The following is a 19,970-nucleotide window of genomic DNA, read 5'->3' on the forward strand; positions in this document are numbered from 1 at the left end:
GAGGTCGATGAAGGTCATGTGGTCGGCCAGCATGTGCATCCCCATCACGGTGTTGAAGGGGACGAGGCCGTGGGCGAGCAGCCAGTGCTGCTGGGTGAAGAGGCCGAGGTCCTTGCCCCCGCTCCCGAACTGCCAGTGGCGCTTCGCGGCCTGGAGGAAGAAGACCGCGGCCGCGGCCAGAAACGTGGCGGGCAAGACCCAGCGGGGGAGGGGGTGGACCTCCTCCCCCTCCTCCCCGAAGGGCCACGCCACGCAAGCGGCCAGGAGGGGAACGAGGAGGAAGAAGGTGGGCTCGGGGAGACGGCTCATCAGGAGGCCGGCCACGCCGGCCACCCCCGCCGCCACGGGATGCTCGAGGGCGGGGAGCCGCGGACGGAAGAGAGCCAGGAGAGCCGAGAGGACCGCTCCCCCGGCCAGGAGTGCCCACTCCCCCTCCGGCCACCGCGGGGTGAGAAGCCCTCCTGCCCCCAGCCCAAAGAGCGCGCCGATTGTCGCCGTCCGCGCCCTCTCCACTTAGCTGCCGCTGATGGTCATCTTCCGGATGCGGAGGGTGGGGGCGGCGCTCGCGCCCCGGAACTCGAGGTCGCTTCCCACCGCGTCCACGTCCTTGAGCATCGTCTTCAGGTTTCCCGCGATCGTGACCTCGTGCACGGGATGCACGAGCCGCCCCTTCTCGATCCAGTGGCCGACCGCTCCCTGGGAGTAGTCGCCGGACACGAGGTCCACGCCGAAGCCGATGAGGTCGGTCACGTACAGGCCCTTCTCGACACCCCCGAGGATCTCCTCCGGGGGCGTCACCCCCGCCTCGAAATAGAGGTTGCTGGCCCCCACCGAGGGTCCGCCCCCGATCCCGCGGCGCGCGGAGCCGGTCGAGCGGGCCCCGATCTTCCGCGCCGAATAGGAGTCGCAGAGGTAGTGCTTGAGGACCCCCCTCTCGAGGGGGACGTTCCGGCGGGTGGGCAACCCTTCCCCGTCGAAAGGCCGGGAGCCCAGGCCGCGCAGGCGCCGGCCGTCGTCGACGAGGGTGAGGAGGGGCGAGGCCACCGTCTCCCCGATCTTGTCTTTCAGGAAGGTGGCGTTGCGGAAGACGGAGTAGCCGGAGAGGGCGCTGAAGAGGGTGCCCAGGATCTCGGCCGCGGTCTCGGGGTCGAAGACCACCGGGACCTCGCAGGTGGGCACCTTGCGGGCCCCCAGCCGGCGCCGCGTCCGCTCCGCCGCCACCTCGCCCACGTGCTCGGGGGTCTCCAGATCGGAGAGCCCCCGCCCCGCGGTGTACCAGTAGTCGCGCTCCATCTGCCCGTCGCGTTGGGCTTGGGGCACGACGGAGAGGGAGACCGACGAGCTCCGGTAGCCGCCCCGGAACCCCAGGGTGTTGGCGAGCACCACGCTCCCCTCCCCGGAAGCGTAGGTGGCGCCCTGGGAGTTCGTGATCTCCGGAGAGGCGGCAAAGGCGGCGGCCTCCGCCCGCCGGGCCCGCTCGATCCGCTCCGGCGTCGGCAGGGCAGAGGGGGCGGGGTCGTAGAGGCCCAGCTCGATAGTGGACGCGGGGACGGTCTCCTCGGGCAGGCCGGCCGCGGGGTCCTCTCCCGTGACCTTGGCCATGGCCACCGTTTCCCGGACCAGGGTAGAGAGGGCGGGGGGCGAGAAGTCCGAGGTATAGGAAGATGCGGTCCGCTTTCCCACGAACACGCGGAGGCCGAGGGCCTTGCTCCCCGCCTCCTTGAGCGTCTCCACCTGGCCCTTGCGCACGGTGACGGAGAACTCGGTCCCCTCCGCGATCAGGAGGTCCGCGGCATCTGCCCCCGCGCCCTGGGCCTGCCGCAGAAGCGCCTCGGCGAGCGCTTGGTAGTCCATCGCCCCTCAGGCCTCCGTCGGTCGCGGGGCGAGCACGCGGTCGTAGAGGAGCATGAGCAGAGTGGACACGATTCCGACCACACCCACCACCACCCACATCTGGTGCGGGTTGGCGGAGCCGGGTCCCTGGATGTAGTAGGCCACCAGCTTGCCCCCGAGCGCTCCCGCAAAGAACGTCCCGATGGCGATGGGCAGGAAGGCGAAGCCCATGTAGGTCCCGACCTGGTTCTTGGGGGCGAGGTTGGCCACGTACTCGTAGTAGCGCGGGGCCTGGATGCCCTCCCCCAGGGCGAAGACCATGAGCCCGAAAGCGGCGGGGGCGATGGTGGGGGTGAGCTCCACGGGCGCCACGGGCAGGCCGAGAAGGGCCAGGAACCGCAGGACGAGGTTCATCACGAGCAGGACGGGCGCGGCCGCGACCTGGGCCCAGGCGGGAGGGGTCGCGATCATGCAGAACCAGGAGGCGCTGGCGAGGGCGAAACCCAGGGTCATGGCCGCGATGGGCTTGAGCCGCTTGGCGAGCGCGGTGGCGGCCACCGTGATCAGGATGATAGTCCAGGCGTCCACGGTTTCGATGAGCTCGAAGCGCTCGAACTTCAGGACGTCGCGGACGTAGAAGGGCAGCGAGTAGAAGACCTGCCAGAACATCACCCAGAACCCCGAGAAGATGACGAGGAAGGCCATGAAGCGGAGGTTCAGGAAGACGGTGAGCATGTCCGAGAGCACCTTGGCCAGCGAGGTCGGGGGCCGGGTCTCCGCGGGCTGGGTTGGCTCCCGGTAGAAGAGGAGGGTCGCGAGGAGGAGCAGAAAGCTCGTGGCCGAGGACATCACGAGCACGTAGGCGATGCCGAGGTTCTGGCGCACGGGCACGGCCAGGAAGGGGCCCACCGCCCCCCCCACGTTCACGAGCGTGTAGTAGATCGAGTAGCCGAGGGAGCGGGTCTCGCCGGTGGTGGTCCGGGCCACCGTCCCCACGATCGAGGGCTTGATGAGGGAGCCCCCGATGGCGGTGATCAGGAGGGCCAGGAGCATGTAGGTCCGGGCTCCCAGGGCCTGCACGATGGGCTGCCCGGCGGGGAGGCCGCCGAGCCCGATCAGGAAATAGCCCACGCAGAAGATCGCGAAGCAGAAACACAGGCTCTTCCGAAAGCCGTAGCGATCCACGACCGTCCCCGCCAGGATGGGCAGGAAGTAGAGGAGGGTGTTGAAGAAGCTTCCTACCAGCCAGCCCGCCGCTTCCGGTCCCAGGCCGACCGTCTCCGCCACGTAAACGGCCAGGACCGCCTTGCTCCCGTAGTAGGCGAAGCGCTCGAAGAGCTCGAGGACGTTCGCGATCCAGAAGGTGCGGCTGAAGCCCTGGCGAAGGGTGCCCAGAAGGGGGGTGAGGGTCAAGGAGTCCTCCCGCGATGGGGTCCGGGCATCTTTCCGGCTTGTGGCCCCCGCGTCAAGGGGGGCCGGGGGGGGGACGTCTCATCGGCGGGTCTTCTTGGCGCGGGGGCGCCGCGGCGCTGCCGCCGCCGGCTTTTCTGGAGCCTTCCCCTCCGTCCGCTCGATCTGGATCGTGCACTCGGTGAGGACCGCGGCCAGAGCGCCGATCGCGGCCAGGGCCGGTGCCGCGAGGGCGCCCACCACCCCCACCGTGAGGGGGAACTCGGCGACGCTCCGGCCCTGGTGCTGGATCACGATCCGGCGGACGTTCCCCTCGCGGACGAGGTCCTTGACCCTCTCGAGCAACTCTTCGCCCTCGACCTTCACGGACTCCCAGAGGGTCTTCTCCGCCATGCCCACCTCCGAACTACGTCCGCGTGCCCCCCACCGTGATCTCGGAGACCAGGATGGTGGGCAGCCCCACCCCCACCGGCACCGTCTGCCCGGCCTTGGAACAGACCCCCACCCCCTCGTCTAGCTTAAGGTCGTGGCCGATGCGGGTGACCTTGGTCAGGATGTCGGGCCCGTTGCCGATGAGGGTGGCCCCCACCACGGGAGAGCCGATCCTCCCGTCCTCGATCAGATAGGCCTCGGTGGCGGAGAAGACGAACTTGCCGCTCGTGATGTCCACCTGGCCGCCGCCGAAGTGCTTTGCGTAGAGGCCCCGGGGGACGGAGCGGATGATCTCCTCGGGATCGTCCTGACCCGCGAGCATGAAGGTGTTGGTCATGCGCGGGATGGGGATGGATCCGTAGCCCTGGCGCCGGCCGTTGCCGGTGGCGGGCATCTTCATGAGGCCGCTGTTCAAGCGGTCCTGCAGATACCCGCGCAGGACCCCGTTCTCGATCAGCACCGTCCGCCCGGGCACGTTCCCCTCGTCATCGATGTTGAGGCTGCCCCGGCGATTGGGCAGGGAGCCGTCGTCGATCACGGTCACCCCCTCCGCCGCCACCCGCTGGCCGATGCGCCCGGAGAAGGCGGAGGTGCCCTTGCGGTTGAAGTCGCCCTCCAGGCCGTGGCCCACCGCCTCGTGGAGGAGGATCCCCGGCCAGCCGGGAGCGAGCACCACCGGCATCGCCCCCGCGGGGGCCTCCCTGGCCCCCAGGAGGACGATGGCCATGCGGGCGGCCTCCCGCGCGAAGTACTCCGGCGGCCTCTCCGCGAAGAACTCTGGCCCCAGCCGCCCGCCCCCCCCCGCGCTGCCCTCGCGCCGCACCCCCTTCTCGGCCGCGATCACGGAGACGCGGATGGAGAACAGGGGCTGCACGTCCTCGGCCAGGATGCCCGCGGAGTTGGCGATGCGGACGCCCCGGGTCTCCTCGCCCAGGGAGACGATGACCTTGTCGACCCGCGGGTCATGGGCCCGCGCCGCCCGGTCCGCGCGCTCCACCAGAGCGATGCGCTCCGCGAGGGCGAGCCCCCCGATCGAGGACTCGCCGTAGCGGCGGCTGACGGGGGCGGGGGAAACGGCCTCCGGAGGCAGGGATCGTGGGCCGGAGGCGATGTGGGCCGCCGTCTCCGCGGCCCGGGCCATGGCCGGCCAAGACAGGTCGTCGGTGTAGGCGTAGCCGGTGCGTTCCCCCGCCACCACCCGCACCCCTAGGCCGCAGGTCACCCCCGCGGAGGCGGTACGGATGATCCCCTCCTCCAGGAGGAGCGACGAAGTGCGTTCGTGCTCGAAGTATAGGTCGGCGAAATCCCCCCCCCGCTCAAGGGCCAGGGACAAGAGCCGCTCCATTTCCAAGACCGGGACGTCGGCGGGGACCCGGGCGCGGTCATCGAGGCTCATGCGAGCACTATAGCAGGAGGCAGGCGCGGGCGACGGTCCCCGGTTTGTACCCGGAGCCGCCGCTAACTTAACATGGGTATTGCCCGGCGCGCGCAGAGGCGGAACCTCCGGGGCGCGCGCGTCGTACTTAAGAAGATAGCATCACGGAGGCTCCATGGCATCGAAACGGACGCGGATCCTTGCCGCCGCCGGGATGGTCCTGGTCCTGGGCGGGGTCGTGGGATTCAGCGTGGCCCGGGACAACCGCAGCAAGGTCCCGGTCCAGACCCAGAAGGTCGAGCGGCGTGACCTCGTCTCCATCGTTTCCGCTTCCGGCGAGGTCAGGCCGAAGCGCTACGTCAACATCGGGGCCAACCCCTCCGGCCGCATCATCCAACTCACGGTCAAGGAAGGGGACATGGTCAAGAAGGGCCAGGTCCTGGCCCGGATCGAGTCCACGCGCTTCGAGGCGGAGACCCGCCAGTCGGAGGCGGCGGTGCTCTCCGCGCGCGCGGACCTGGATCGGGCCCTGGCCGACGTGGACGTGGCCCAGCTGGCCTTCGACCGGACGAAGAAAATGTTCGCGGACAAGCTGGTCTCCGATCAGGTCATGGACCAGGCCCTGGCCGATCTGAAGATGAAGACCGCCAACGCGGAGTCCCTGAGGAAGAGGATCGCCCAGCTCCAGGCCCAGCTCGACTCCATCCGCGACGACCTCGACAAGACGACCGTCATCTGCCCCATGGACGGCATGGTCACGAGCCTCCCTAAGGAGGAGGGGGAAGTGGTGATCGGGGCCCAGAGCTTCAGCCCCACCGTGATCATGACCGTGGCCGACCTCTCGGTCATGGAGAGCGAGATCATGGTGGACGAGACCGACATCCGGAACGTGAAGCTGGGGCAGTCCGCGGAGGTCCGGGTGGATGCGCTAGAGGGGATCAAGATCAAAGGCGAGGTCACGGAGATCGGAGCCTCCGCCATTCCCCGGGGCTCCACCACCGCCACCTCCCAGGGCGCGGCCGGGGTGAGCACCGGGAACCAGGCCAAGGACTTCAAGGTCACGGTCACCCTGAAAGACCCCCCCTCGAGCCTGCGGCCGGGGTTGAACGCCACCGCCGACATCACCACCGCCCGCAAGGAGCGGGTGCTGGCCGTCCCCATCCAGTCGGTGGTGGTGCGGGAGCTGAACAAGGAAGGCAAGATCGCGGACCCCGCGGAGCCGCCCGCGGAGGGGGGCAATGCTGCCGTCCTCGTGACCAAGCCGCAAAAAGGGGAGGAGAAGGACGGGGTGTTCGTGGTCACCAAGGACGGGAAGGTCGCCTTCCGACCGGTCAAGACCGGCATCATCGGGGACACGGACATCGAGATCGTGGGGGGGGTGACGGAGGGGGAGGAGATCGTGTCCGGATCCTACAAGACCCTGCGCACCCTCAAGGATCAGGCTCGGGTCAAGGTCGAGGTCCCGAAGAAGTCATGAGCGCGGAGCCGATCGCCTTGTCCGACAGCGGCTCCCTCATCCGGGCCGAGGACCTCTGGCGCACCTACGCGATGGGGGCGGAGGAGATCCATGCCCTGCGCGGAGTGAGCTTCACCATCCAGAAGGGCGAGTACGTGGCGGTGATGGGGCCCTCGGGCTCGGGCAAGTCCACCCTCATGAACCTCATCGGCTGCCTGGACACCCCTTCCCGGGGAAGCTACGTCCTTCGCGGCAAGGTGGTGTCCGAGATGAACGACGACGAGCTGGCCGCGGTCCGGAACCGCGAGATCGGCTTCGTCTTCCAGACCTTCAACCTGCTCCCTCGGGCCACCGCCCTCCACAACGTGGAGCTGCCCCTGGTCTACGCGGGCGTGCCCAAGGAGGAGCGGATCGTTCTGGCCCGCCGCGCCCTGGAGATGGTGGACTTGGGCGACCGCGTGACCCACAAGCCCAACGAGCTCTCGGGGGGCCAGCGGCAGCGGGTGGCCATCGCCCGCGCCCTGGTCATGACGCCCTCGATCCTGCTCGCGGACGAGCCCACGGGCAACCTGGACACCGTCACCGGGGACGAGATCATGCGCCTCTTCGACAAGCTCCACGGGGACGGGAACACCATCATCCTGGTCACCCACGAGAAGGACATAGCGGACCACGCCCGCCGGACCATCCACATCCGCGACGGCCGCATCGAGAGCGACGTTCGAAACGCGGGGGGGTGAGGAGCCGAAGCCATGCCCTTCACCGAGGCCATCACCATCGCCCTGTCGTCCCTGCGCGCGAACAAGCTCCGCTCCTTCCTCACCGTCCTCGGCATCCTCATCGGGGTCTCCTCCGTGATCGCGGTGGTGGCCATCACGGACGGACTGGATCGCTACATCTCGGACAAGGTCCTGGAGCTGGGGAGCAAGAGCTTCAGCGTCCAGAAGATGCCCGACGTCATCACCAGCCGTGACCAATGGCGGGAGATGATGAAGCGGAAGGACTTGACCCTGGAGGACTACCAGGTCGTCAAGAAGGGGTGTATGGCCTGCTCCGAAGTGGGGGCCATGGTGGGCATGACCAGCAACGCCAAGTGGGGCCGTACGCTCCAGGACAACGTCCGCATCATCGGCATCACCGAGAACTTCCCCCGCATCGGCAGCGTCCGCGACATCGTTGTGGGGCGTCCACTGATCCCGGATGACATCGAGCAGGTCCGGCCGGTGGCGGTGATCGGCAGCGACCTCGTGGAAGCATTCTTCGGAGAGATGGAACCCCTGGGCAAGGAGATCCTGCTGAACGGCCGCCCCGTGAAGGTGGTGGGGGTGGCGGAGAAGAAAGGGACCATCTTCGGGCAGAGCCAGGACAACTTCGCCTGGATCCCCATCAGCACTTTCCGCAAGTTCTACGGATCCCGCCGCTCCGTCGAGATCCAGGCGGAAGCGTGGTCCATGTCTGACTTCGAGACGGCCCAGGACCAGGCGCGGGTGGCCATGCGGGTGCGCCGACACCTGGACTACGACAAGGCCGACGATTTCAGCGTGGAGACAGGTCAGAGCGTCATGGATCTCTGGGAGAGCGCCACCCGCGGGATCTACGTGGTGACCATCGTGGTCACCGCCATCAGCCTCCTCGTGGGCGGCATCGTGGTCATGAACATCATGCTCGTGTCGGTGACGGAGCGGATCCGGGAGATCGGGGTGAGAAAGGCCCTGGGCGCCCGGCGGCGGGACATCCTCCGGCAGTTCCTGGTCGAGTCGGTGATCCTCTCCGCCTTCGGGGGAGCCCTGGGCGTGCTGGGAGCCACCCTGGCCTCCAAGGGCCTGGCCCTGGTGCTCGGCAGCATCATGTCCGCGGATTTCTCCGCCCCCGTCCGCCTCTGGGCGGTGCTCCTCGCCCTTTTCGTCTCCAGCGTCGTGGGTCTGGTGGCGGGGATCTATCCGGCAAGCCGGGCCGCGGCCCTCGACCCCGTGGAAGCCCTGAGGAACGAATGAGTTCCGACCCCACCCTCCGGCGAAGGCTCATCGCGCGGTTCCCGATGGTTTTCGCGCTCGGAGAGGCGGTGGGCCTCGGCCTCCAGGCCATCCGCGCCTACAAGATGCGGGCCTTCCTCACTATCCTGGGCGTGGTCATGGGAATCATGACCGTCACCGGCATGAGCGCGATCGTGGCCGGCCTCAACGCCTCCATGGCCAAGCAGATCGAGGGCTTCGGCTCGGGCGTAATCTTCATTCGTCCCTGGGGGCCGGGGGAGAACGTGTCCGCCGACGAGAGGCGGCGCCGCAAGGGCCTCTCCGACGCTGAGGTCCACGCCGTCACCGAGCACTGCGTTACCTGTCAGGGCATCGCGCCCATGGAGATCCTGAACTTCGACGTCATCAAGTACGGGAACTACAAGCTCCAAGCCGCCAATCTCCTCGGGACCACTCCGGAGTTTGCCACCGTTCACGATGTGTTCGTGGAGAAGGGACGCTTCCTTTCTCCCTCCGACCTGAGCCGGGGGGCCCGGGTGGTGGTCATCGGCTACGACGTGGCGGAGGCGCTCTTCCCTTACGTCGATCCCCTGGACAAGGAGGTCTTGATCGACGGCCTGCGCTTCAAGGTCATTGGGGTGGTCGAGAAGAAGGGACGCTTCCTGGGCCTGAACCGGGACAACGACATGCTGCTGCCCTTAGGCTCCACCGGGAAGCGGGACAAGAACTTCAATTTCCTAGTCGCGGACGTGAAAGCGGTCTCCGCCAGCCAGATGGACAACGCGATCGAGGAGGTGCGGGAGATCCTGCGGCGTCAGCGCAAGCTCAAGTTCCTGGCCAAGGACACCTTCCGTCTCTTCACCCAGGACACGCTCACCGACCTCTACAAACAGTTCACGGGCGGGATCTACGTCGTGATGATCGCCATCTCTTCCATCGGCCTTCTGGTGGGGGGGGTGGGGGTCATGAACATCATGCTTGTCTCCGTGACCGAGCGGACGCGCGAGATCGGCGTGCGCAAGGCCCTGGGCGCCACGAGGCGCGACATCCGCTGGCAGTTCCTGACCGAGGCCATGACCCTCACGGGAGCGGGCGGTGTCCTTGGCATCCTCATCGGAGGTCTCGTGGCCTGGCTGATCGACACTTTTTCCCCCTTCCCCGCCGTCGTGCAGACCACGTGGGTGGTGATCGCGTTTCTGACCTCGGTGGTGGTGGGCCTGACCTTCGGCCTGTGGCCCGCGGCCAAGGCGGCCCGCCTGGATCCCATCGAGGCTCTCCGCTACGAGTGAGGAGGGCGGAATGCCCGAGGGGACACCCCCCGAGAGCGCGGCCGAGCCCGGCTTCGTCGAGAACCTAGCCCAGGTCTATTTTTCCCCCGGAGAGGCCTTCCTCGCCATCACCCGACGGCCCCGCTTCTGGCTGCCCTTAATCGCCTACCTGGCCCTCATGGCGGCCTTCACCGCCGTCTGGCTCCACCAGATGGAGCCGGCCCAGTTCCTGAGGAACCAGCTCGAGGAGTCGGGGAAGTGGGAGCGCATCCCGCCGGAGAGCCGCGACACCGCGCTGGCCATGCCAATCAAGCTATTCCCTGTCATCGCGTGGGTGGGCACCCTCCTGGGCGGGCCGCTGACGATCGTGGTCATGGCTGCCGTCCTACTCTTTGTCTTCCGCGTGATCTACACGGGCGAGGTCACATTCGCGCAGTCCATGGCGGTGGTGAGCTATAGCTTCCTGGCCACCCACCTCCTGACCACACCTCTCATCCTCTTAGTGATGGGCTTGAAGGGGGACTGGAACCTGAACCCCCAGGAGGCTCTCCAAGCCAACCCCACGCTCCTGCTCGAGCGGGCCGCGCTGGCGAAGCCGCTTTACGCTCTCGTGGGCAGCCTAGACCTCATCTCCTTCTGGCAGATGGGTCTCCTGGCGGTGGGCTTCGCCGTGGCCTCGCGGTGCAGCGTCAAGAAGGCCGTGTGGGGGGTGGTTGTGCCCTGGGCCCTCCTCGTCCTGGGCAAGGTCGTCCTGGCCGCCTTCTAGATCCTGGCTCGAGGGGCTCCCTCCCGACTGTTGACAGTGCAAGTTCCGCCCGAGGTCATGGGACGCGACTTGGCTGGCGTGCGTCTCGGGTCTCACACATGTCCTGGAGTGCAACCGGCACCCTCAAAGGGGTCCTACCGCTTAGGGCAGACTGCCATGTAGGCAGGTGAAGTCTCGGACCCCCGCCGGCCGCTCTTGAGCTCATCTGCGCAAACGTCGGCTCGGTCTGGCAGTGGTGTCGAGAGAAGCTTCGCGACGTTGAGCAGCCCTGGACCGAAGCCACCGTAACTGCTCCAGGGCTGCGCTCGGCGCCGTATCTCTGGTGCGTAGCTCTCGGTCCCAAGCCGAGCCGCCAGCTCAGCCGGGGTCTGGGCGCTTTTCTTCAGAGCGTAGCGGAAGGCCGAAGAAAGGGCGGGGCCGTACTTATCGAAGAGCAGATCGCGACCCCAGTATTGGACCCAAAGCGTCGCAACCCCGGCCGTGATCGCGGTCGCGAAAGAGGTCCCGTCGCCAATGTCGATATCCTCGCTGATCGTGCCGCCCTCGCTCTTCGTCTCCGATCTCCAGACGCCGAGGGCGGGAGCGGTGATGTCGACCTTCGGGCCGCGTGACGACTGGCTCCAGGGGGTGCCGAAGACGGTACTGCCGGCCACCGTGATCACGGAGGGATAGGAGCCGGGGAAGCTCACCGGATAGCTCTTGAAGAAGAGATCCTTCAGGAAAGTTGGCATGGGGTACTGTCCCGCGGCGGCCACGACAATGATTCCCTGCTGCTCGGCCTCGGCGATCACCTGTTGCAATTCGGCGTTGCTCTGCATGTCCTCCTTGCTCTCCGCGCAGACTCCGCCCATGCTGATCGAGATCACCTGGGCATGCTTCTCGATCGCGTGATACACGCCGGCGGCGAGGGACTTCACGCGGAGGTCAAAGGTGATGTCTCCGATCCCTTCGAACAGAGCCTTCGGGAAGCTCGGGAAGCCCAGCAGAATTCCATCGGTGACGCGGACGGGCACGACCTCCGCGCCGGGGACGATGCCCAGGACCTTGTCCTCCGCCTGAGGCGGGTTACATCCGGCCGGCAACACGTGGGGGCTCGCCAGCACCGTGCCTGTGCCCGTCCCGTGGGAGGGCTGTCGTGTCTCGCTGAAGAGAGGCACTCCGGGTAGGCCCGGTGGGGTGAGGGGGTCCCGCGGGTCCTGCCCGCAAGCGAAGTAGTCGTAACCCAGCTGGGGTTGCAGGGGTCCATGGGGGGACGCTCCATCTCGGTACTGGCAGTTGTCGGTGTAGCCGGTGTCCAAGTGGGCCACCCGCACGCCGTGACCCGGGTCTTCCCCCGGGCGCTGTTCTCGGGTTCGCTTGTCCCCCAGGAGCTTGAGGGCGCCCTCGTAGTCGATCTGCTTCAGCGACCACCGGGGGTCGTTCCGGGAGATGGCTTTCGCGGCCTCCTCGTCCGCGGACGGCTTGGGCGGGGGGGGCAGGGTCTGCTGCGCGGCCTCCCAGGCCACATTGAGTCGGTAGGGGAATCGCAAGCCGAGGCGCTCATGCTCTGCCTTGGCCGCGCTCAGTCCCTTGACGAGCTGGCTGAAACCCAGCTCGGTGGCCAAGCTTCCCAGGGGCGCACCCGCCTTTCTTGCCAGGCAGAGGAGATATTCCTGGGGCGGCTCCGGAGAAGGTGCGCCGGGCATGGCCAGCGCAGGGCCGGGCGCGGGGGCCGCTCGCCTCAAGGGAATGACGGCGGAAAGGCAGGGCTTGTCGGGCGAGCCCCCCAGGACCCGGCAGAGCTCTTGATTGGCGGCGTCGAGACCCTCGGGATTCTGCGCGGCTCCCAGGAGGGCATGTGCCTTCTTTGCTGATCGGAGCAGGGTCAGGGATGCCGCTGGTTCTGGTGGGCCCTTTCGCTGTGGTTCGCGCGCGATTTCATCCAGCACTCGGTCTTCAGGGAGAGCCACCCGAGGATCGGGAACGTACGTCAGCGAAGGGACAGCCGGCTCGCTGACGACCCCCGGCCGCTTGCACCCACAGCCGGGCAGATCAAGCATCCAGAGGAGGCAGATACCCAAGACCCCGAGTCTCACGACCCGCACATGACGTGGATAAGGCGTCACTCTCTCCCTCCAGAGTTCCGGAGCCTCGCGCTCCCTAAGGCTGCGGCGGCCGGTCGACCATCGACTGGATCCGCTTCTTCGTCTCGGGATGCAGCCGGACTTTCACGGCCTCCCGCAGCACGTTCTGGTGCTGGCGAGAAAGGTCACCGGAAGCCGCGACCGCCGTCGGATACGCCTGCGCGATCCCCGCCATGTCCTGGGGCGAGAGAACCGTGTTCTCGCCGCCGCTGCAGCAGAGGCTCGACGTCCCCTGCTGGCACATCCAGCTGTCAAAGGCGTACTTCATGATCGAACTCGGGTCGAAAGGCCCGAACGTGAAAGCATGCGAGTCGTTGTTCAGCTGGCGGAGATTGTGGTCCACCTGGGCCGACGGCCAGTTGTTCGGGGGTCCCCCCAGGACGGTGTAGATTCCCGGGCGCCGCCCCTGGGAGTCGGGGATGTACTGGCCGAAGGAATCTGTGGTCGGCACGTAGCCGGTGTCGTCCTGGTAGCGGAAGTCGCTGTCGCATCCCTGCGTCGGATGCTGGTGCTCGTGTTCAAAGCCAAGGGCATGGCCGAACTCGTGCAAGGCCACCGCCCTCCAATCGGCGGGTCGGCCGGAGTCGAAACCCTGGAGGTTGAGCGAGGCCTCTCCTGGCTTCGCCATCGAGCGGTCGATGCTGTCGGGTCCGACGAGGGACCAATAACCCTCCTGATCGAAGGAAACGCGGATGTCGGCCGTGTAGTCCGCGTCGGAAGGGGACCACTCCCGGTGCCTTCCCACCCCGGTATCCCATCCGAAGTCGAGCTTGACGTTCCCGTGACTCGTCCAGTCGGCGGTGGCATCGGCAATGTCCTTCCGCAACGCGGTGTCGCCGCCTCGGAAGGCCACCCTCAGGGTCTGGCCCTGCTTCCATCGCCCGAGTTGGCGGAAGACGAACTCGAACGTGGGTTGAGACGTTGCGGGCGGGCTTGCCGCGAGGAAGCGCGTTTTTGCTTCCAGCCGTGCTTGAATCCTATCTGGATAGCCTTCCAGGACTTTGTGTGTGATCTCGTCCGCCGCCAGGGGCGTCGAGACCAAGAGCAGCAGCGGCACCCGGAGACGAAGTTGCCGACAAAGGAATGGCTTCATAAGTCCCTCCCAAACGATGCGTTTCAAGTAACGATCTCAATGACTTCCCCAGGGAACTGGCCCGGCTCGGCTCTCTGCTCGATCGGCCTCAACGGGCCCGACGTCGGAGGGCACGGTCGTCACCGAAGAACCCACTTGGGTTCACAGGGGAGGGAAGGGGAGGGATTTCAGGAACGCTCGGAAGATACGCCTCAGGTGACTAAATTTCAAGCGTTTTCGTATTCTTGAAGCGAGAGATCTGTCGCTATTTTGTAGCAGATCTGGCGGGATGCCGTCCTTGCCGTGCGTTTTAAGCAAAATATCTTGACATTCTGCGGGCCGAGATATACGTTCTGGCCAAGCCTGCGTCTCCGATCCCCTCCTGCGGGCTCACTGCGAAGCCAAGGATTGCGGATCAATCGGTTCCACAGCGTTGACTCAGTCTCCAGGGCGTCGGATCTGTCGACCGGGGGGAGCATGTATCTCTCTTGGCTCGTGCTCCAAGGGCAGCCGTGGGGACGGCTTTCGGCCCCGCGCCGGGGCCGCGGAGTGCTCGCAGGACGGCGGAGCGCGCACGGAGGCGTGGAACGCTCAGCGCAAGCGCGGGTGAGGCAACTCATGGAAGCGCCCGTTGTAGCTCGCAACGATCATTGCTTGTCCAGAGCCTGGCCCGGGCTTTCGTCCAAGGCATTGGTATAGCGGAGGCTTGAATCATGGCCGCAGGAAAGGACCGGACGCCCAACTCCCGTTCCAAGTCTCGAGTGCCGCTTCCCGGCAGCGAGCGTACGCCACTGCGGGGCGCCAAACTCGTTGGCAAGGTCGACCCCGATTTGCGAATTGAGATTACGCTCCAACTGCGCCGTCGGCCCGGGAGCCAACTAGAGCAGAGAGTGAGCCAAATCGCCGCGCAGCGCCTCGACGAACGAAGGTACTTGACACGCGAGGAGTTGGGGCGGGTTGGCGGTGCCGACCAGGCTGATATCGCTGCCGTTGACAAGTTTGCCCATGAACACAGCCTCAGCGTTTCTGAGGCGAGCGTCCCAAGGCGAACCGTGAAGCTCGTGGGAAGAGTGGCCGACTTCAGCGCTGCCTTTGGCGTTAGCCTGAAGCGCTACCGAGCGGGCAGGGTCAGCTATCGGGGCCGCCGAGGCCCCATCTACATACCAAAGGACCTTGATGGAATCGTCGAGCGGGTTCTCGGCCTGGATGACCGTCCGGCGGTTGCGCCCCACTATCGAATCCTAAGGAAAGCCAAGAGACAGCCGACGAAAGGGCAGAAGAAACACGCCGGGGCCGGCGCCTTGCGCAGTTTCTCGCCGCTTGAGGTGGCAAAGCTCTACAACGTCCCCTCCGGCAGCGATGGCACCGGTCAAACCATTGCCCTCATCGAGCTGAACGACGTTGACAAACAAGGCGTCGCGACGGGTGTCGGTTTCAGCAAGACGGACCTTGATGCGTACTTTGCGGGGCTCGGGCTCGCTACCCCCAATGTCACCGCGGTTGGGGTGGACGGCGGGTCCAACGTTCCCGGGCCAGACCCCAACGGTGACGGTGAGGTCACACTCGACATTGAAGTTGCGGGAGCGGTCGCGCCGAAGGCGAACATTGCGGTCTATTTCGGCACCAACACGACCGACGGTTTCATCCAGGCCCTCACCTCGGCCATTCACGACGACGTCCGGAAGCCTTCGCTTGTTTCCATCAGCTGGGGTGGGCCGGAGGAGGCTTCCACGAAGCAGCTCCTCACGGGGCTCGATCAGGCGCTGCAGGAAGCAGCGGCGGTGGGCGTGACCGTGTGTTGTGCCGCCGGCGACAACGGCTCGGCCGACATGCAGCAAGGCGACTGGGATGGAGTGCCACACGCCGACTTCCCCGCCTCTAGCCCCTGGGCCCTTGGATGTGGCGGAACGACACTACAGACCACGGGCTCGGGCTTCGTCGAAACCGTCTGGAATGGGGGTCCAAACGGGGGGTCGACCGGCGGTGGTGTAAGCAACGTCTTTGCCAAACCAGCGTACCAAGCGAACGTGAACGTTCCTGTGCCCCAACAGAGCGGTGGAGGAAGAGGAGTTCCCGATGTTTCGGGCAACGCCGATCCAGCGACTGGATATCAGGTGCTCGTTCAGGGCAACTCGACGGTGGTCGGGGGAACCAGTGCCGTAGCGCCCCTCTGGGCGGCGATTCTGGCCCTCATTAACCAGCAACGGGCCGCCAAAGGCAAAGGGCCCCTGGGCTTCCTCAACCCGGTACTCTACGGGCTGGCCGGCACGGCCAACGCCTTCCACGATGTCGTGGATGGAAACAACGACATCTTTGGAACGCTTCATGGCAAGTACGCTGCCGGCCCGGGGTGGGATCCTTGTACCGGGCTCGGCACTCCAAATGGCAGGAACCTCGCGGCCGCTTTGTAGGCGGTTCGCCTGGCGCGGGCAGCCCCAGGGTGGCAACGGGTCGGGCTCCCCGGTTTGAGTGGCGGGCGGGCAAGATCGTCCACAGCGTCCGAGGGTATGCAGGGAGCGGCTCTGGGCGAAGTCGACGAGACGAATCCGGTGAGGGGGGAGCGGGGCGGAGGTGGCACTATCGTGGGCGGGAACGCGGGCCAGGCCCGCCTGTCACACCCGTCGTTCGGGGCAACGCCGCTGTTGAGTGACCTATGGTGACGGATTCGTCGTCCAGTCTTCCCGGAGATGCTGATCCGAACATGGCCGGTCCCCTGTCTCCCGACGATGTTGAACAACTGAAGAGGTTTCGCGCCAAATTCTTCCCGGACGCGCGTTTCGACGCCCAGGATACGTTCGCAAAGTGGCTCTTCGGCCTGACGACTGCGATCGGCGCGCTGGGCACCGGCTTCTCGAACGCGGCCTTCGCGAAACTCTCGAGCTGGGGCGTTTTCACGTATTCTCTCTCGGTTCTGGCCGCAGGCGCCGGATTGGCGTTCGCCGTCTTTGCGCTCGGAGTCGAACTCCCCGAGGCCGACTGGCACTCACTCAATGCCATGATCGCGGCCTTCCGAAAGCCGCTACGAGACAAGAAGTTCTGGCTGATCTGCGCGACCGTCGGACTCGGGATTTCGCTCATTTGCGCTGCGACCGCCGTCTTCCTGACCGCCATGCAGCGTCGTCCTTCTGAGAATCCGTCCGGAATAAGCTTCCGACTGTCGGAGCGCACCCTCGAACCCGCTATCTCGCTTGTGGGTTTGTCTCCGGGTTCTCCCGCTGAACTCCAAGTCTTCGAGGAGATCTCAGGCCACTCAATCCTGGTTGGCGCATTCCGTCAAATCGCGGACGAGACCGGCCAAATCAGCCAAGAGGCTGCCGGATTCAAGCTCCATTCCGAAGCCCATTGTCTGAAGTTGGTACTCGCCTATGACCGGGACGAGCACCCCATCGTTGAGGAAAGAGAATTTGCTTTGTCTGCAGAGCCCGAGATCTCGAAGGATTCCTCAAGCGGCGGGGCGAACGCGGCCAAGGTCACCCCGGACGCTTCCCCGAAAGCGGGAGGTGAGAGAGCCGCACCGAAATGAACGCGGGGCCATGTAACTCGAGGGCCCATCTAGATCCCAGGAGGTGCTGAATGCCAGCCATTCGCAGGAAGACGAGAACCACACGACTGTCGCTGACGGGCGCCAAGGCGAAGCAACCGCTAGATCTCCTGCGCCCTGGAATGCCAGCCCTCGACTCCATCCACGACGATTCCGTGACGTTCAAGTCGAGGCCAAGGGGGCCCACGTATCGCATCCTGAAAACCACTGAGGTCGACTCCTACGAGACTACCCCGACCGCAATCGCGCTCGGAAAGGTACTCAAAGGCAAGAAAGCCCCCGCCCCCGCGGCGATTGCGGCCGCCGTGAAGACGCCGGCTCCGGGCGGCGAGAACTTCGCCGGAACGGCGCGGAAGGCCGCCAAGCTGTCGATCGCTAACGCTCCCACCGAGAACTTCAACGACCTAAGCAAGTTGATCGCCTCCCTGCCCTCCGTGGAGGCAATGGTCAAGCTGAACATCCCGACGACCGCAAATTCGGATCGGGTCCAGCAAGAAAAGCGCAACGTTCACGTGAGTGGGTTCCTGTTCGCCGCCAGCCGGGAAGCAGACAATGACTTCCACCTCATCGTTGGGCGCGACCCGAAGGCCGGGCAGGAAATGTACATGACCATGGAGTTGTCGGGCTTGCCTCCCGCCAATAGCCCCGCGTTCGGAGCTCTAAACGCGGCCCGGACTGCCTACAAGCAATTCTTTGGCACTAAGAACCTGCCCGGCGCTGGTTACAACTTCTATCAGCCCCCGATTCCGGTTCAAATTGATGGCTCGCTCTTCTTCGACGCCACCCACAGTACGGGACAAGCGCCGGGGCCGCCCAGCTTAAAGAGCCGCATGCCAACCATCTTCGAGGTTCACCCGATCACGAAGATCAAGCTCGGCCCGTAGCGGGTAGGTTGGGGTCTACTCCACGCATCGACTAACGACACATGCCGAGGTCACGAAAAAAGAGGTCGAAACGACCCGTAGCGAAGGGTGGCCCCGGCCGTCCTCAGCTTCGCAGAGGATTGCCCGCTCCAGATAGCGTTCAGGAGGTGGTGGATTTCGTCTCGCCGCAGGGAGTCCCTTACAAGATTCTGAAAACGACGGAAGTGGATGCATACGATCCGCCGCTGCGGGTGCCCAAGAAACGCACGAAGCGAGTTTCGTCCTAAAGGTGCCTGAGTCCCACATGGAACCATTCCTTGATTTCGGCCTCTTTGAAGTTCTGGCTGCAGTCGGCCTCGTCAGCCTCGGCAAGAGAATCCTGCGGACCCTCCGGCAGTGGTGGTCGTCTCCGCCCGCGTGCTCAAACGTCAGCGGGGCGGTAGCGGCCGCCATGCCGAGTAGAACGCTAGAGATGTCACTCGACGATTCACACGCAAGCGTCTTGGTTCCACCTCAGCACGCGACTGGCCCCGAAATGCCGAAGGACCCTACCCCAAGCTCGATTGCGTACGTGCCGAACGACCCTGGCGCTCCAAACAAGCCGACCCACCCCCTGCTCCGCTGACGAGGCTCCGGCTCTCGCGAACCAGTGGTCCGCGGCTGTACGCCGAACAGTCTTCGCCAGCCGGCAAACTGGGCAGCGAAGTGGAAGGAGTTATCGGTGTCCGCCAAGTTGGAGCGGACCTGAACCCCGCCAAATCAAGGGGAACGTTGCCCGCGATGAGTAGGGAAGAGGCGTTCGTCATCCCTTGCTCGGTCGGGAGGCGCTATCTCCTGAAGATGGATAGCCGGCCTGTCCCCTTCATTCCCCCCCTGTCGTACACTCACCCACTTCTGTCACTCGATAAAATCCAAACCGACAAATGGGTCTCCTTGAGGTACCGTGCTGGGACACGCCGGGGGAAGATGTAAGGCCTTACTGGACAGACAGCTAGCCGTCCCCCTCGCCCTAGGCGGCTAGAGTTGCCGCATGGTACACCGCTTGCTCAAACCAGGCTCTCGAGGAGGACTGCCTATGAGCGCGCTCGGCGACCCGCTTGTGCTCCTGCCACTCGCGAGCACCGACACCCCGGGTTTCCGTGTCTTCAAGAATACGGGAGCCCTCTATTCGGTGCGGCTTTGGGGACCCCTCGGTCCGCTTTGGACGGGCAGATTCACGATGGGTCTGTCGCGATTGGGCTTCGACATTCGGCGTGGGTTCGCCCGGCAGGACCCCTCGGGTCCTTGGGTCGCCGAGTTCTTGATCACGCCGACGGGAAGCGCACCTGAACCCGGCACGATCGACTACCTCGGCCTCGCGGCCGAACCGCACCCCCTGAGCGACGCCGAGCCCGACATCAACGCGTCCACCGTGGAGTTGAACCACTACGCACTGGACGGCTCGCCGGACCAGGGCTCTACCCTCTACCTCGAGGTGCGAGGCCCTGACCGTGTGGGCTTCCTGGGTAGCCTGCTCCGCTCGCTCGCCCAGCTCGCCTTGCTTCCGAAGGAGATGACGATCGAAACCCACGCCGGAGAGGTCTTCGACCGCTTTTCCTTGCAGTCGGTGGGCGGTCGTGTGCCTTCCGATGCGGCCAGACAGGCGCTTGCTCGCGCGCTAGACACCCTGATCCGCCGTCGGCTCCCTATCCCAAGGGTGCTCCCTTCCCAGCTCTAGCCCAGAGGCGCCACGACCAACTTGCTAGCCGGGCGGTGGCCGGGATATCATTCGATTTTGCCGTGCGCCCCTAGCTCAGCTGGATAGAGCAACAGACTACGAATCTGTAGGTCGGGCGTTCGAATCGCCCGGGGCGCACCA

16 protein-coding genes and 1 tRNA gene are annotated in these 19,970 nt (G+C 65.8%); 10 read left to right on the forward strand and 7 right to left on the reverse strand.

The window, feature by feature from the left end; genetic code table 11:
• From VN461_22650 to tldD, 5 genes are all read right to left on the reverse strand, one after another.
• Positions 1-513: hypothetical protein (locus tag VN461_22650; protein HXB57580.1), on the reverse strand; the 513-nt coding region annotated here is incomplete at its 3' end.
• A complete protein-coding gene (locus tag VN461_22655) occupies positions 514-1,854 on the reverse strand; it encodes a TldD/PmbA family protein (protein HXB57581.1) in 1,341 nt (446 codons plus the stop codon).
• A gap of 6 nt (positions 1,855-1,860) precedes the next feature.
• Positions 1,861-3,246 carry an MFS transporter gene (locus tag VN461_22660; GenBank protein HXB57582.1) on the reverse strand — a complete coding sequence of 462 codons (1,386 nt, stop codon included), beginning with the start codon at positions 3,244-3,246 and terminating at the stop codon, positions 1,861-1,863.
• 78 nt (positions 3,247-3,324) lie between these two features.
• Positions 3,325-3,636 carry a DUF4342 domain-containing protein gene (locus VN461_22665; protein HXB57583.1) on the reverse strand — a complete coding sequence of 104 codons (312 nt, stop codon included), beginning with the start codon at positions 3,634-3,636 and terminating at the stop codon, positions 3,325-3,327.
• Between the two features lie 13 nt (positions 3,637-3,649).
• Positions 3,650-5,071: a metalloprotease TldD gene (tldD, locus tag VN461_22670; GenBank protein ID HXB57584.1), complete on the reverse strand. Its 1,422-nt coding sequence runs from the start codon at positions 5,069-5,071 to the stop codon at positions 3,650-3,652.
• Between the two features lie 154 nt (positions 5,072-5,225).
• Here tldD and VN461_22675 point away from each other — a divergent pair, with 154 nt between their 5' ends.
• The 5 genes from VN461_22675 to VN461_22695 are packed head-to-tail and all read left to right on the forward strand — an operon-like array spanning position 5,226 to position 10,513.
• Entirely contained in the window at positions 5,226-6,527 is a 1,302-nt protein-coding gene (locus tag VN461_22675) for an efflux RND transporter periplasmic adaptor subunit (protein ID HXB57585.1), read from the forward strand.
• Positions 6,524-7,246 (forward strand): ABC transporter ATP-binding protein, encoded by a 723-nt coding sequence (locus VN461_22680; protein ID HXB57586.1) that lies wholly within the window; start codon positions 6,524-6,526, stop codon positions 7,244-7,246. The genes VN461_22675 and VN461_22680 overlap by 4 nt, the downstream gene beginning before the upstream one ends.
• Positions 7,247-7,258: 12 nt before the next feature.
• A complete protein-coding gene (locus tag VN461_22685; GenBank protein HXB57587.1) occupies positions 7,259-8,500 on the forward strand; it encodes an ABC transporter permease in 1,242 nt (413 codons plus the stop codon).
• The gene (locus VN461_22690; GenBank protein ID HXB57588.1) at positions 8,497-9,768 is read left to right on the forward strand and encodes an ABC transporter permease; all 1,272 of its coding nucleotides are present in this window, start codon (positions 8,497-8,499) and stop codon (positions 9,766-9,768) included. Before VN461_22685 ends, VN461_22690 begins: the two co-directional genes overlap by 4 nt.
• 10 nt (positions 9,769-9,778) lie before the next feature.
• Positions 9,779-10,513: a YIP1 family protein gene (locus VN461_22695; GenBank protein HXB57589.1), complete on the forward strand. Its 735-nt coding sequence runs from the start codon at positions 9,779-9,781 to the stop codon at positions 10,511-10,513.
• Positions 10,514-10,647: 134 nt separating this feature from the next.
• Here the strand turns inward: VN461_22695 and VN461_22700 are convergent, their stop codons facing one another.
• Together VN461_22700 and VN461_22705 are read right to left on the reverse strand one after the other, a co-directional pair.
• Entirely contained in the window at positions 10,648-12,441 is a 1,794-nt protein-coding gene (locus VN461_22700; GenBank protein ID HXB57590.1) for a S8/S53 family peptidase, read from the reverse strand.
• A 211-nt stretch (positions 12,442-12,652) separates the two neighbouring features.
• Positions 12,653-13,729, reverse strand: a complete 1,077-nt coding sequence (locus VN461_22705) for a hypothetical protein (protein ID HXB57591.1) — start codon at positions 13,727-13,729, stop codon at positions 12,653-12,655.
• A 692-nt stretch (positions 13,730-14,421) separates the two neighbouring features.
• Here VN461_22705 and VN461_22710 point away from each other — a divergent pair.
• The 5 genes from VN461_22710 to VN461_22730 all read left to right on the forward strand — a co-directional run bounded on the left by VN461_22710 (position 14,422) and on the right by VN461_22730 (position 19,970).
• The gene (locus VN461_22710) at positions 14,422-16,119 is read left to right on the forward strand and encodes a S53 family peptidase (GenBank protein HXB57592.1); all 1,698 of its coding nucleotides are present in this window, start codon (positions 14,422-14,424) and stop codon (positions 16,117-16,119) included.
• Positions 16,120-16,361: 242 nt separating this feature from the next.
• The gene (locus VN461_22715; protein HXB57593.1) at positions 16,362-17,231 is read left to right on the forward strand and encodes a hypothetical protein; all 870 of its coding nucleotides are present in this window, start codon (positions 16,362-16,364) and stop codon (positions 17,229-17,231) included.
• Positions 17,232-17,281: 50 nt separating this feature from the next.
• Positions 17,282-18,133: a hypothetical protein gene (locus tag VN461_22720; protein HXB57594.1), complete on the forward strand. Its 852-nt coding sequence runs from the start codon at positions 17,282-17,284 to the stop codon at positions 18,131-18,133.
• A 1,054-nt stretch (positions 18,134-19,187) separates the two neighbouring features.
• Positions 19,188-19,829, forward strand: coding sequence for a hypothetical protein (locus VN461_22725; protein ID HXB57595.1), 642 nt, complete (start codon positions 19,188-19,190; stop codon positions 19,827-19,829).
• A 64-nt stretch (positions 19,830-19,893) separates the two neighbouring features.
• A tRNA-Arg gene (locus tag VN461_22730) sits at positions 19,894-19,970 on the forward strand.

The organism is Vicinamibacteria bacterium (assembly GCA_035570235.1).
Classification (GTDB): Bacteria; Acidobacteriota; Vicinamibacteria; order Fen-336; family Fen-336; genus DATMML01.